The 14,592-nt window shown below is 39.7% G+C and carries 12 protein-coding genes; 11 read left to right on the top strand and 1 reads right to left on the bottom strand.

Going from position 1 to position 14,592, the window contains the following annotated elements:
- Positions 1-25 precede the first annotated feature (25 nt).
- Together clpX and BHF69_RS07030 are read left to right on the top strand one after the other, a co-directional pair.
- Positions 26-1,390, top strand: a complete 1,365-nt coding sequence (clpX, locus tag BHF69_RS07035; RefSeq protein WP_075670329.1) for an ATP-dependent Clp protease ATP-binding subunit ClpX — start codon at positions 26-28, stop codon at positions 1,388-1,390.
- 163 nt (positions 1,391-1,553) lie between these two features.
- A complete protein-coding gene (locus BHF69_RS07030; protein ID WP_075670328.1) occupies positions 1,554-3,239 on the top strand; it encodes a S8 family peptidase in 1,686 nt (561 codons plus the stop codon).
- A 110-nt stretch (positions 3,240-3,349) separates the two neighbouring features.
- Here the strand turns inward: BHF69_RS07030 and typA are convergent, their stop codons facing one another.
- Positions 3,350-5,200, bottom strand: a complete 1,851-nt coding sequence (typA, locus tag BHF69_RS07025) for a translational GTPase TypA (protein ID WP_075670327.1) — start codon at positions 5,198-5,200, stop codon at positions 3,350-3,352.
- Between the two features lie 200 nt (positions 5,201-5,400).
- Here typA and hydE point away from each other — a divergent pair, with 200 nt between their 5' ends.
- The 9 genes from hydE to BHF69_RS06980 all read left to right on the top strand — a co-directional run bounded on the left by hydE (position 5,401) and on the right by BHF69_RS06980 (position 14,560).
- Positions 5,401-6,441, top strand: coding sequence for a [FeFe] hydrogenase H-cluster radical SAM maturase HydE (gene hydE / locus BHF69_RS07020; RefSeq protein ID WP_075670326.1), 1,041 nt, complete (start codon positions 5,401-5,403; stop codon positions 6,439-6,441).
- Positions 6,442-6,616: 175 nt separating this feature from the next.
- The gene (locus BHF69_RS07015; RefSeq protein ID WP_075671761.1) at positions 6,617-8,653 is read left to right on the top strand and encodes a metallophosphoesterase; all 2,037 of its coding nucleotides are present in this window, start codon (positions 6,617-6,619) and stop codon (positions 8,651-8,653) included.
- A gap of 81 nt (positions 8,654-8,734) precedes the next feature.
- The gene (locus BHF69_RS07010) at positions 8,735-9,868 is read left to right on the top strand and encodes a YibE/F family protein (protein WP_075670325.1); all 1,134 of its coding nucleotides are present in this window, start codon (positions 8,735-8,737) and stop codon (positions 9,866-9,868) included.
- 80 nt (positions 9,869-9,948) lie between these two features.
- Positions 9,949-10,719, top strand: a complete 771-nt coding sequence (locus BHF69_RS07005) for an HD domain-containing protein (protein WP_075671759.1) — start codon at positions 9,949-9,951, stop codon at positions 10,717-10,719.
- Between the two features lie 57 nt (positions 10,720-10,776).
- On the top strand, positions 10,777-12,108 hold the full coding sequence (locus BHF69_RS07000; RefSeq protein WP_075671757.1) for an MATE family efflux transporter: 1,332 nt from the start codon (positions 10,777-10,779) through the stop codon (positions 12,106-12,108).
- Between the two features lie 170 nt (positions 12,109-12,278).
- Positions 12,279-12,497 carry a helix-turn-helix transcriptional regulator gene (locus BHF69_RS06995; RefSeq protein ID WP_075670324.1) on the top strand — a complete coding sequence of 73 codons (219 nt, stop codon included), beginning with the start codon at positions 12,279-12,281 and terminating at the stop codon, positions 12,495-12,497.
- Entirely contained in the window at positions 12,487-13,224 is a 738-nt protein-coding gene (locus BHF69_RS06990) for a DUF3169 family protein (protein WP_075670323.1), read from the top strand. The genes BHF69_RS06995 and BHF69_RS06990 overlap by 11 nt, the downstream gene beginning before the upstream one ends.
- Positions 13,225-13,385: 161 nt before the next feature.
- Positions 13,386-13,994 carry a single-stranded DNA-binding protein gene (locus BHF69_RS06985; protein WP_083651283.1) on the top strand — a complete coding sequence of 203 codons (609 nt, stop codon included), beginning with the start codon at positions 13,386-13,388 and terminating at the stop codon, positions 13,992-13,994.
- Positions 13,995-14,065: 71 nt separating this feature from the next.
- A complete protein-coding gene (locus BHF69_RS06980; protein WP_075670321.1) occupies positions 14,066-14,560 on the top strand; it encodes a cob(I)yrinic acid a,c-diamide adenosyltransferase in 495 nt (164 codons plus the stop codon).
- Positions 14,561-14,592: the final 32 nt, after the last annotated feature.

Genomic DNA, 14,592 nt, shown 5'->3' with positions numbered 1-14,592 from the left:
TGCAGATGAGAAAGGAAGCGATGATATGTCAGAAAAAGATCATACATGTGATACAGAGAGATTCTGTTATATATGTAAAAGAAGTGAAAAGCAGACGGGAAAACTGATTAAACTTCCCAACGATATTTATGTCTGTCCAGATTGTATGCAGAAAAGCATGGATATGGTAAATCAGGGGTATTTTAATAATTTTGATTTTAATAGTACAGAATTTAAAAATATAAATGATATGATGATGAATATGCGCCCGCAACCAGAAGTAAAGCCAAAGAAGCAGAAGGCAAAAAAAGAAGAGGAGAAACCTTTGGATTTGAAGGAGCTTCCAGCACCCCATCAGATCAAAGCACAGCTGGACGAATATGTGATTGGGCAGGAATATGCCAAAAAGGTAATTTCTGTAGCTGTATACAATCATTATAAGAGGGTAGTTACCAACACTATGGATGAGATTGAAATCGATAAGTCCAATATGTTGATGATCGGACCAACAGGAAGTGGAAAAACTTATTTGGTAAAGACGCTGGCACGACTGCTCAATGTACCTCTTGCGATTACGGATGCCACCTCATTGACAGAGGCAGGCTATATTGGAGATGATGTGGAGAGTGTACTTTCTAAATTATTGCAGAATGCGGACAATGATGTGGAAAAGGCGGAACGCGGAATTATATTTATCGATGAGATTGATAAGATTGCCAAGAAGCAGAATGCTCACAGCAGGGATGTCAGTGGGGAAGCCGTACAGCAGGGACTGTTAAAGCTTTTAGAAGGAGCAGATGTGGAAGTGCCTGTGGGAGCAACCAATAAAAATGCAATGGTTCCGATGACGACCATTAATACGAAAAATATTTTATTTATTTGCGGAGGAGCTTTCCCTGATCTGGAAGGAATCATTAAGAAGCGTCTGACCAAACAGGCTTCCATTGGATTTAATGCAGATCTGAAGGATAAATATGACAGAGAACATAATATCTTAAGCAAGGTTGTGGTGGATGACTTACGAGAATATGGAATGATTCCAGAATTTTTAGGGCGTCTGCCAGTGGTATATACATTAGAACCATTGAGCAAGGAGATGCTGGTTGCGATTCTAAAGGAACCTAAGAATGCAATCCTGAAACAATATGAGAAGCTTTTAGAGTTGGATGAGGTGAAGCTTGATTTTGAGGAAGGGGCACTGGAGGCTATTGCGGAAAAGGCATTGGAGAAGAAGACAGGAGCCAGAGCCCTAAGAGCCATCATCGAAGATTTTATGTTGGATATTATGTATGAAATTCCAAAGGATGATTCCATTGGAGCAGTAACGATTACAAGAGAATATATTGAAGGGACTGGGGCACCTCGTATTTCTATGAGAGGAACCGAAGTACCAAAATTAACACAGGATTAATGTGTATACAAAAAGATTGCAGGAACAGGAAGTTTCTGCAGTCTTTTTTTGTTTACATAAGAAATTTCTCCAATTTCTTATGTAACAAAACCTCTCCGCTGGATGTCCATCTTGTTCGCATAACAAAAAATGTGCATATATTAGGAAAAAGAGAATTTTTAGTATGGACAATGAATGCAGGGATGCCTTTTATAGTGAAGAATATTTTGGAATTCTGGTAGAGTATGAAGGAAGTGGCGAATTAGTAAAGGAGGAATACAACAGCAACTGTTTTTACCCGATCAGCTATCGATTTGCAGTCATCTTTCTTACCCAAGGAGAAGGGGAAAAGGTTCCGTATGAAACAATGCCATTTTCTGTTATTCCAAAGTGCTTTGGGCTTATGGATATGGAGGCTTTGGAAGAAATGGGAATTTTAAGAGTAAGAAGAAGCTCGTTGGATCTGACGGGTTCAGGTGTTCTCATTGGAATGGTCGATACGGGAATTGATTATCGTAATCCGATGTTTCGCTATGAGGATGGCAGAAGTAAGATCAGATCCATCTGGGACCAGACGGAACGGTCAGGAAGTCCGCCAGAAGGTTTTTATTATGGAAGTGAATATGGAAGAGAGCAGATTGAAGAAGCACTTAGAAGTGAAGATCCTTTGGCAATTGTGCCAAGCATGGACCGTAATGGACATGGAACCTTTCTTGCAGGAGTAGCAGCAGGAAGAGTCGATGAAGAGGAGGGATTTAGTGGAGCCGCTCCCGATGCAGAGCTGGTAGTGGTAAAGCTAAAAGAGGCAAAAAAGAATCTGAGAGATTTTAACTTTCTTCCAGAATCAGCCATCGCCTATTCGGAGGTGGATATTATGATGGGACTTAGTTATCTGGGGGAAATAGCCCGAAGAGAGGCAAAACCGATTGTAATCTGTATCGGGCTGGGCAGCAATCAGGGAAGTCATATTGGCACAACATATTTAAGTGATTATATAAACTGGCTGGCACTGCGCAGAGGAATCGTAATAGTCGTTGCTGCAGGAAATGAGGGAAATGCAAGTCATCATTATCATGGAATCATTAGAAATACGAGAGAGACGGTAGAGCTGAAGGTTGGACCGAGAGAGCGGGGATTTGCTATGGAGTTATGGGGAAAAGCCCCCAACCGTTTTCAGATACAGATTGAATCTCCTACGGGACAGATGACGGAATGGATCGAGGCGGGGATCAGAGGAAGCAGATCGTATACTTTTTTACTGGAACGAAGCCAACTTTATGTGGATTATCTGGTCGTAGATCCCTATAGTGGTGACCAGGGAATTTTATTCCGATTTGCGTCTCCCGCAGAAGGAATCTGGAAAATTGCGGTGGCAGAACCTGGAAGTGGAGAAAAAGAATACGATATGTGGCTTCCGATCAGTGGATTTGTTGGAGAAGGAACGTATTTTTTACAGGCAAATCCATTTACCACCATTACCGCGCCAGGAAATGCGGGAAATCCGCTGACGATGTCAGCTTATCGTCAGGATAATGGAGCACTTTATCTGGAAAGCAGCAGAGGATTTACGAGGAATCATTTAGTAAAGCCAGAGCTGGCTGCCCCAGGTGTTGCTGTGAAAGGTCCTTTGCTTAGAAATCAATTTGGTACGATGAGTGGGACCAGCGTATCTGCAGCTTTAACGGCAGGAATGGCAGCAGTATTTCTGCAGTGGGCAGTGATTGAAAGAAATGATTTTCTTATTAATACAGTGGGAACAAAGAATTATTTTATTCGTGGAGCTAATCGGAGTGAGGACCGCAGCTATCCTAATCGGGAGTGGGGATATGGGAAAGTGGATTTATTTGGTGTATTTCTTGAAATCCGGTAATATTCATCAGAAGACATATATGAAAAAGAATCTCGTTTTGCGGGATTTTCCGCTATGACAAAAAAGCTGTGTTTCAAAAGTTGTTCTTTCGAAACACAGCTCTATAAAAACTATTTATCTTTTACATTGGAACCGGCGTTACGTTTTGCACGCATACGCATGGTTGGATCTAAGATTTTCTTACGAATACGGATGTTTTCAGGAGTAATCTCCAACAATTCATCCGTATCGATGAATTCCAAAGCCTGTTCCAGGCTTAAGATTTTTGGAGGAGTCAGCTTTAAGGCATCATCGGCTCCAGATGCACGGGTGTTGGTCAGCTTTTTGGTTTTACATACGTTGATCTCAATATCGTCTGTCTTACCATTCTGACCGACAACCATACCACCGTATACCTTTTCGCCAGGACCTACGAATAAAGTTCCTCTTTCCTGAGCAGCAAAAAGTCCATAGGTGATGGTCTCGCCAGATTCATATGCAATCAGAGATCCCTGTTTTCGATACTGGATGTCACCTTTGTATGGTCCATATCCGTCAAATAAAGTATTGATAATACCAGTTCCTTTGGTATCGGTCAGGAATTCACCACGATAACCGATAAGACCACGGGACGGAATGGAGAATTCTAATCTGGATTGTCCATTGTTGGAAACGGACATGTTCTGAAGTTCTCCCTTTCTCTGACTTAATTTATCAATAATCGTACCAGAAAATTCTTCTGGAACATCGATGACAGCTACTTCCATAGGTTCTAATAATTTGCCTCGTTCGTCTCTCTTGTATAAAACTTCGGCTTTGCTAACTGCAAATTCATAGCCTTCACGGCGCATATTTTCAATTAATACAGATAAATGAAGTTCTCCACGGCCAGATACCTTAAAGCTATCGGCGTCTTCTGTTTCTTCCACGCGGAGGCTGACATCGGTATTCAGCTCACGGAACAGACGGTCTCTTAAATGACGGGAAGTGACGAATTTTCCTTCACGTCCGGCAAGGGGACTGTCATTTACGATAAAATTCATGGAGATGGTCGGTTCTGAAATCTTCTGGAATGGAATAGCCTGTGGATTTTCCGGAGAACATAAAGTATCCCCGATGTGAATGTCGGAAATTCCAGAGATAGCTACGATGGAGCCAATACCAGCTTCTTTCACTTCCACCTTATTCAGTCCATCAAATTCATATAATTTACTGATTTTTACTTTTTCGCATTTGTCAGGCTCATGGGCATTTACGATGACACAGTCCTGATTTACCTTAATAGAGCCGTTGTCAACTTTTCCTACACCGATTCTTCCTACATATTCGTTGTAATCAATGGTACTGATCAATACCTGTGTTTCTGCTTCCGGGTCACCCGTAGGAGCAGGAATGTGATCAATGATGGTTTCGAATAATGGCTTCATATCCACAAATTCATCTGCTAAGTCAAGAGCAGCAATCCCTGACTTGGCTGAAGCAAATACGAATGGACAATCTAGCTGATCATCATCTGCATCCAGTTCCAGTAAAAGCTCCAGGACTTCATCTATAACCTCTTCGGAACGGGCTTCTGGACGGTCAATCTTATTGATGCAGACGATAAGCGGAAGATTTAATTCCAGTGCCTTTTTTGTGACAAATTTTGTCTGAGGCATTGGACCCTCAAAGGCATCTACGACTAAGATAACACCATTTACCATCTTAAGAACACGTTCTACCTCTCCGCCGAAATCGGCATGACCTGGGGTATCTACAATATTGATTTTTACTCCATTATAAGTGACTGCTGTATTTTTAGATAAAATAGTAATTCCCCGTTCTCTTTCAATATCGTTGGAATCCATGACACGTTCTGCCACTTCCTGATTTTCACGGAAAATACCGCTTTGTTTTAACATTTCATCGACTAATGTTGTTTTACCATGGTCAACGTGTGCGATGATCGCCACGTTTCTAATATCTTCTCTAGAAGTAATCACTTCAATACACTCCTTTTTCAATGCAAATCATATTTACGCTAATGTGGATAATTCTAGCACAAATAAAAAATCATTACAAGATACAGAATGATAAGAAAAGCATTTTATAATTCCTATTAATATGCTATAGTTAATGCATACAAACCTGATGAAGAAAAAATAGAAAGATTTGTAAATTTATAGATAAGGGTGTGAAGTGGATGAAAGCAAAAGATTTATTAGAAAAATTAATGAAGGAAAAAAGCTTAACAAAAGAAGAATTTGTCTTTTTATTGGAGCATAGAGAAGAAGTCAGAGAAGAGGCTGCCGACATGGCCAGAAAATTATGCGATGAGCATTATGGAAAGGCGGTGTATCCACGTGGACTGGTAGAATTTACGAATTATTGTAAGAATAATTGCTACTACTGCGGAATTCGTGCAGGCAATAAAAATGTAACAAGATATCGGCTTTCCAAGGAAGAGATTCTGTCCTCCTGTGAAAATGGATATCAGTTGGGATACCGAAGTTTTGTATTGCAAGGAGGAGAAGATCCTTATTATACCATTGAGATCATGGTAGATATTGTTGCATCTATCCGTAAGAAATATCCAGATTGTGCCATAACACTCTCTCTGGGAGAGTTGGATTATGAGAGATATAAACGCTTATATGAAGCAGGTGCCGACCGCTACTTGCTGCGTCATGAAACTGCTTTAGAAGAGCATTATCGTATGCTGCATCCAGATAGTATGTCACTGGCATATCGCAAGAAATGTTTATATGACTTAAAAGACATTGGATATCAGGTAGGAACTGGATTTATGGTAGGTTCTCCGTATCAGACTTTAGAGAATCTGGCAGAGGATCTCCTTTTCATTAAGGAACTGGATCCACATATGGTCGGAATTGGTCCGTTTATTCCTCATCATGATACACAATTTAAAGATGAAGCAGCCGGAACGGCAGAACTTACTACCTTTTTGTTAAGTTTATTACGGATCATGAAACCAACCTTATTGCTTCCAGCTACGACAGCACTGGGAACCATTGCGCCAGATGGCAGGGAACAGGGAATTCTGGCGGGTGGTAATGTATTAATGCCCAATCTGTCACCAGTCATGGTAAGGAAGGATTATGCATTGTATGATAATAAGATCTGCACGGGCGAGGAGGCCGCAGAATGCTTTGGATGTTTGAGCCGTAGGATGGAGCGGATTGGATGTCATCTGGAATTTAGCCGTGGAGATTACAGGGAGTAGTCCATTCATCATCTGATATAAACTTTGGCTGGAATGTTTTAACAAATTATTTACATTTCTTCGATAGAGCCCATATTGAAAATGGAATATAGTGATACTGTCAAAATGCATTTGAGACTATACAGGCGCCGGTTGAAAATGAAAACATAAGTCAGGAGGGATTATTTTGACTAAGATGAATTTTAAACGTGCAACAGTAGCAATGCTTACTTCCGCTATGTTGGCAGGTGCTTTCACAAGTGGGGCTCCATACAGTGTAAAAGCAGCAACAGAGCATTGGAATGATGCTTCAGAAGAGGCTTCCAAATGGACAACCTGGAAGGACAACTGGGAAACATTTAGCAGTAATTATGAAAATGTATCATTGACACCAGGTGTTGATGAGACAGAATTGAATTTTGCATATTACAGTCACACACAGGAGATTCCGAAGGTGAAGCTGGCAGTGAATGCAGATATGTCAGATGCGGTTGAATTTACCGGAACCCAGGAAACCGGAGTTGTTATTTCAGATCAGCAGTATTACTCAAACAAAATTACAGCAAAGGATTTAAAAGAAAATACACAGTATTATTATCAGGTGTGGCAAAATGGAGAATGGAGTCAGGTAGAAGAATATAGTACAAAATCATTTTCTGAATTTTCATTCCTGTATGTAGGGGATCCTCAGATTGGAGCATCCAAGGGGCAGACCAGCTCTGAAGGGGATACTATGAATTATGATAAAGGAATGGGGGGAGAAGCTTCCGATAATTTAGCTGCAAGAAATGACAGCTACAACTGGAATGAGATTTTAAAGGATGCAGTAAAAGATCATAAGGATGTAAGCTTTATGGTATCTGCAGGTGACCAGATTAACTACGCACAAAATGAAAGAGAATATGCGGGATATCTTGGAGCAGATGCACTTCGCTCTCTTCCGGTTGCGACTACCATTGGAAACCACGATTCTACATCTAATCAGTATTCACTGCATTACAATAATCCGAACAGCTTCACTGCTGATCAGACTTCTTATACAGAAGGAAAGACAGAGGCAGGAACTGATTATTATTATAGATATGGCAATGTATTATTTATCGTGTTAGATACCAACAACTACAATTGTGCAACTCACAAAAATGTTATTGAAAAAGCGGTAAACGAAAATAAAGATGCAAAATGGAGAGTCGTTACCTTCCACCAGGATATTTATGGTTCCGGATATGATCATTCCGATTCTGACGGTATGATCTTAAGAACTCAGCTGACACCGATCATGGATGAATATGACATCGATGTGGTATTACAGGGACATGATCATACTTATTCTAGAACGTATCAGCTTCAAGGAGACGGAAAAGAACATACAGCTTATGGCAAGGATAATACTGGCGATTATGGAGAAGAATTCCAGGCACAAAACAACTGCTATGAAATTGTAAATAACACAAAGAGTGGCACTGTAGTAAATCCAAAGGGAACCGTTTATTTAGAAGCAAACTCTTCTACTGGTTCTAAATTCTATGAACTGATCGCAACACAGCAGGATTATATTTCTGAAAGAAGTCAGACCTGGACACCAACTTATTCCGTAGTAAATGTAACCGATGATTCCTTCTCTGTAACAGTATACGATGGATCAACAGGAAAAGAATTAGATGGTTCCTCTACTTATACGATCGTGAAAAAGGATCAGGAAAAACAGACGATCTCTGGTACAGCTTCTTATAAGAAGACATATGGAGATAAAGCGTTTACATTAAATGCAAAAACAAATGGAGATGGAAAGTTAACCTATGCGACATCAGATAAAAAGGTTGCAATGGTTGACAGCAAAGGAAAGGTAACCATAAAAGGTACTGGTAAGGCAACCATTACAGTCACTGCAGCAGAGACGGATACTTATCAGAAAGCAACTAAGAAGATTACGATTACCGTTGTACCGAAAAAGCAGACAGCATCTGTATCCAATAAAACAAAAGGAAGCATAAAAGTAAGCTGGAAAAAGGATACAAAAGCAACTGGATACGAAATCGTATATGCTTCTAATAAGAGCTTTACAAAGGGCGTAAAGACAGTGAAGATCAGCAAGAACGCAACAACATCTTACAGCATCAAGGACTTGAAAAAGGGAAAATCTGTGTATGTGAAAGTTCGTTCTTATAAAGTGGCAGATGGAAAACATATTCATGGATTATATAGTACAGTAAAAACAGCAACTGTAAAATAAAGAAAATTTTTATAATAAATGAATAAATGCAAGAATGCCTGAGCCGTACTACGGTTCAGGCATTCTTTAGGAGAAAGGAAAATGATGAGTATTAAGAAAAAACTTATGATAGTTCCGATCATCGGTATAGTATTTATCCTGCTCTTGCTAGAGTGTAACCAATTTGAAAAAACACCTATGATTTCTACCAAAGGACAAAGTTATGAAAAGGCGGTTGTCACCGAAATTACAAAAGATAATGTAGCGGAGGACGGGAATCGTTATGGAACTCAGGAAGTGATGGTTCGAATCAAGAGTGGAAACAATAAAGGAAAGGAATATGAGGCAGTCAATCCAAATGGAACTTTATTTGGTGCAGATTGTGAGGTTGGGACAAAAGTAATCGTAATCGTCAGTGAAAATAGCAGCAGTAATATAGTAACAGTATATAGCAGGGATCGTACCTCCGTAATCTATGGCTTTTCATTGATTTTTGCAGCAGTGGTCTGTATCATTGGCGGGAAAAAAGGAGCAAAAGCCGTGTTAAGTCTTATCTTTGCATTTATCTGTATTGGATATCTGATGTTTCCATTGATCTATCAGGGTATCTCTCCGATTATGATCACGATCGTAGTATCGGTATTGACAACTGTAGTTACACTGGGTCTTCTCGGAGGAATTTCTTCGAAAACACTATCTGCTATTATTGGGACCACATGTGGAGTTGTCATTTCAGCTGTGGCAGCCCTAATCTTTGGGAAGGCTGCAGGAATAAGCGGCTATAATGTATCTGATATTGAGACGTTAAATTACGTTGGGCAAAATTCCTCTATTCAGATTGGACAGCTGCTTTTTTCTGGAATCATTATTTCATCGCTGGGGGCAGTTATGGATGTGGGAATGTCGATTGCTTCTACCATTCAGGAAATACATGACACTAATCCCAGCCTATCCCGAAAGCAGGTATTTTTATCCGGAATTCATGTGGGGCAGGATATGATGGGAACAATGACCAATACGTTGATTTTTGCTTATGTTGGAGGATCGCTCACTACATTGATCATTAATTATGCCTATGATCTGAGTTATCGCCAGCTGGCAAATTCTTATATTATCGGAATTGAAATTATGCAGGGACTTTCTGGAAGCCTGGGAGTGGTGTTAACGGTTCCGATCACGGCTTTTGTTGCCAGTTTCCTTATAGGGAAAAAGAAGAAAATGAAAACAACGGATTGAAATTTATAACATTCCTTTATATAATAGTGTTTGCCTTGAATTGATCAGGTGCTTTATTTGGAAGGAATGAGAAGAAAGTGATAGATATAGTATATGCGGAAAAGAAATTCGAAGAGTATTTAGATCAATACGACCGTAGGGATGATAAGATTCAATTAAAAATTGTTCATACCTATGGTGTTTGCTCCTGCATGGATCAGATTACGAAGAGAATGGGGTTGCTGGAAGAGGATTGCCTTCTGGCAAGACTGATTGGCCTGCTTCATGACATTGGCCGATTTGAACAGCTGAGAAGATTTCATAGCTTTGAGCCAGGGGTTATGGATCATGCAGCGTATGGTGTCAAAGTTCTTTTTGAGGAAGGAATGATTCGGAATTTTATAAAAGAAGACAAGTTTGATGACATTATAAAGATAGCGATTCTTAAACACAGTGATTATGAATTGTCCGGAATCGAGGATGAACGAATGCTGCTGCATGCAAAGCTGATCCGGGATGCGGACAAGCTGGATAATTGTAGGGTAAAGTTAGATGAGACGATAGAAACCCTTCTGGATGTATCAGCAGAAGAAGTTGGGGATTGCCTGATCACGCCGGAAGTTTTGGAACAGGTGGAGAAAAAGAAGGCGGTGATAAGCAGTACCAGAAGGACAAAGGTTGATTACTGGATTTCTTATGTTGCATATTTCTTTGATATAAATTTTAAAGAGACTATGGAGATAATTTTGGAAAATCATTATGTGGATAGAATTATCAGAAGAATTCCCTATGGTAATTTAGAAACGGCCAGACAGATAAGAGAAATTCAAAGCCTGATCAGTGAATTTCTAGAAAAACAAATTGAAAAATAGTGAAGAGGAAAGAGGGACAATTACGTGGAGGAACAAAAAGCTTTAAAAGAAAATAAGATGGGAGTCATGCCCATCGGAAAACTTTTAGTTACTATGTCTGTGCCTATCATGTTGTCTATGCTGGTACAGGCCTTTTATAATGTGGTGGACAGTATATTCGTAGCACAGATTAACGAAAATGCGTTGACTGCAGTATCACTAGCTTTTCCGGTGCAAAATTTGATGATCGCGGTTGCCACTGGAACTGGTGTCGGTGTCAATGCATTGTTATCACGAGCACTGGGAGCCGGAGATCGGGAATATGCGAATAAGGTGGCCAACAATGGAATCATGTTGGCTTTTTTCAGCTATCTTGTATTTGTTGTTTTCACTGCACTGTTTGCGGACTTTTATTATCAGGTGCAGACATCGAATTTGCAGATTATTCAATATGGGAACAGTTACATCAAAGTTATTGGGATGATATCATTTGGAATGTTTTTTCAGATTATCTTTGAACGGCTTTTGCAGTCTACCGGTATGACTTTGTATACGATGGTGACACAATCGTTAGGAGCTGTGATTAATATTATTTTAGATCCGATCATGATCTTCGGTCTGCTGGGATTTCCTAAAATGGGAGTAGCAGGAGCCGGATTGGCAACCGTCACCGGGCAAATAATTGCAGCGATTTTAGCCTGTGTATTTAACAGAAAGTGGAATAAAGAAATCCGTATATCATTAAAACAATATAGATTATCTGGAAGGGTAGTGGCTCATATTTACAGCATCGGTATTCCATCTATCATCATGGCATCAGTAAGTTCTGTCATGACGTTTGGTATGAATAAGATCCTAATGATGTTTACGGCTACTGCTACGGCAGTCTTTGGTGTTTACTTTAAGCTGCAAAGCTTTGTCTTCATGCCTGTGTTTGGATTGAACAATGGATTAGTGCCGATTGTAGCATACAATTTTGGGGCTCGCAGACCAAAACGTATCGTAAAGACCATCAAGCTTAGTATTATAGCGGCTGTGTCCATTATGTTCATGGGATTTTTGATTATCCAGTGCATTCCGGCACAATTGCTGCGATGCTTTAATGCTTCTGAGACTATGCTTTCCATTGGAATCCCAGCTCTGAAAATCATCAGTCTAAGCTTTTTATTTGCTGGTTATTGTGTAATCTCTTCATCGGTATTTCAGGCATTTGGGCACGGAGTATTAAGTCTGTTGGTATCCGTTCTTCGGCAATTGATCGTTCTGCTTCCAGTAGCATATCTATTATCGAAGATTGGTGGGTTATCTGCAATCTGGTGGTCATTTCCGATTGCAGAGATTTTTTCCGTTATCATATGCACGACCTTTTTATGTTATGTATATAAAAAAGAAGTCAAACCGCTTTATTAGAAGATGTAAGAAGTTATCATATTTCATTGGTAGCTTCTTTTTTTGTTACATAAAAAATATCGGAACTTAAAATGTATTGACAAGAATACTTGTCAATGATACACTTAAAATGACAAGAAAAGTTGTCATTATGACAAGAAAAGTTTTCAAATAGAAGTGGAGGTGGTTTGATGCCGTTGCATAATCGTTTGAAAGAATACAGAGCAAGAATTGGTGTGAATCAGCAGCAGATGGGAAAGCTGGCAGGAGTGTCCAGACAGACCATCAGCCAGATTGAGCGGGGGGATTATTCTCCATCCGTGGTTCTGGCATTAAAGATTGCAAAGGTGTTTGAAGTCAGTGTAGAAGATATTTTCTGGTATGAGGAGGAAGAGGACAATGACAAATAAGAGAGAAGAGAATAAGAGAGAGAATAGAAAAGCATTGAAGAAGTTTATCCTGATCATTCTTGCTGGAGGTGTATTTGGAGGATTTCTTGGAGGATTTGGATTTGTAATGGAAGAACGGATCATGGATGTTTGCTATTGGCTGGAGGGCATGCTCCCGGAAATCGCTTTCATTGCACTGTTGGTAACGGCAGGTATCTTTCATCTGGCTACCTTCATTTTCTATCGTCAGAGTGTGTCTCTTTATCAACAATGGGATGGAGAGGAAGAGAAGATAGCAGAACAGATTGATAAGAAGCTTGGGTATGCCATGTGGGGAGAATCCATCAATACCATTCTTAATTTCTTTTTCTTCGGAATGGGAATTGGAAAGACGGAACTAGATATACCGTTGCTGGTGGTTTTTATCTTAAACGTTGTGTTGGTCGTAATCTTTCAACAGAAGACGGTGGATCTGACAAAAGTTATGAATCCTGAGAAGCATGGAAGTGTTTATGACAGGAAATTTCTGGACAAATGGATGGAAAGCTGTGATGAGGCAGAGAAGATGGATATTTATCATGCTGCATGGTCTTCCTATCGGGTTATGAGTGTTGCCTATGTGGGAGCATGGCTGGTTACTTACCTGGCACATATGTTTTGTGGAATGGATTTCTTTGCATCCATTGTGGTAACTGTTTTATGGCTTATCCAAAGCTGCGTATATTGTTATAAAAGTATATATCGATAAGAGCCCTTGGGCCTAAGCTGCATAATTCGAAGAAAAAAGGCAGAAACTAGACAAAAATAGAACGTCTAAAATCTCCCGTCTATTCATACATTATATCGTACATCACAGTGGAAGATGACAGAGGATGTATGACAGCTTTATACAAGAAGGGAGAAATAGAGATGACAAATCAGGCAATTGTAGCAGGAGAGGTAATAACGGAATTTCAATTCAGCCATGAAATTTTTGGAGAGGGATTTTATACATTAAAAATTCAGGTGCGTCGTTTAAGTGATGCTACTGATGAGATTCCGCTGTTGGTCTCTGAACGTTTAGTAGATGTAACAAAGAATTACATAGGTCGTAAATTAGAAGCAAAGGGACAATTTCGATCTTATAATAAACATGAAAGTGAAAAAAATCATCTAATTTTATCATTGTTCGTGAGAGAGTTGGAATGGATTGACAGCTATGAAAACAGAAAGCCGAATTATATTATGCTGGATGGATATATCTGCAAGGAGCCGGTCTATCGAATGACACCTTTGGGGCGAGAAATCTGCGATATTTTATTGGCGGTAAATCGTGCGTATGGAAAATCTGATTATATTCCGTGCATATGTTGGGGACGTAATGCCAGATTTGCAGGCAATCTGGAAATTGGCTCTCACATACAGGTGCTTGGAAGGATCCAGAGCAGAAAGTATCAAAAAAAGGTAGGAGAGAACCAGATTATTTCCAGAACTGCTTATGAAATTTCGGTCAATAAATTAGAAATTAGAGAAGAATAGTTGGATTTTTAAATTAATTGTGATACAATAAGTCGATAATATGTTTATTTAGTACACGTTGAGGTGAAATTATGGAAGGACAAGTAGAAGTCTTTTGTGGCTCAGGAAGAGGAAAGACAGCGGCAGCGCTTGGTATTTGCACCCGTGCAGCAAGTGCGGGAAAACAGGCGATCATCGTCCGGTTTTTGAAAGGAAAGGATTCTGCTCAGCTTGAGTACCTGAAGAGACTGGAACCAGAAATTAAATTTTTCACATTTGAAAAACAAACAAAGTGTTATAATGAATTAACCGAAGCGGAGAAAGAGGAAACGTACAACAATATCCGCAATACAGTAAATTATACAAAAAAAGTAATCGATGCATGCCAGTGTGATTTACTTGTTTTGGATGAAGCTTTGGGTCTGGTTGAATTGGGGTTGATTGATGTGGAAGAATTGATCTCATTTGTTCAAAAGAAGCATGATGATATGCAGATCATCTTCACAGGGCGTAAGATGCCAAAAGAACTGGAGCCGTGGGTAGATAATATTTATTGTATCAGCACGGAGAAAGAAAAGCAGTATTAGCATACGAAGGAATAGCATATAAGGAGGTTGTT

The sequence above is a fragment of the Anaerostipes sp. 992a genome (assembly GCF_001940245.1).
Lineage (GTDB): Bacteria > Bacillota > Clostridia > Lachnospirales > Lachnospiraceae > Fimousia.
Note: the sequence above shows the minus strand (reverse complement) of the source record. Positions and strands in the feature narration are given on the sequence as shown.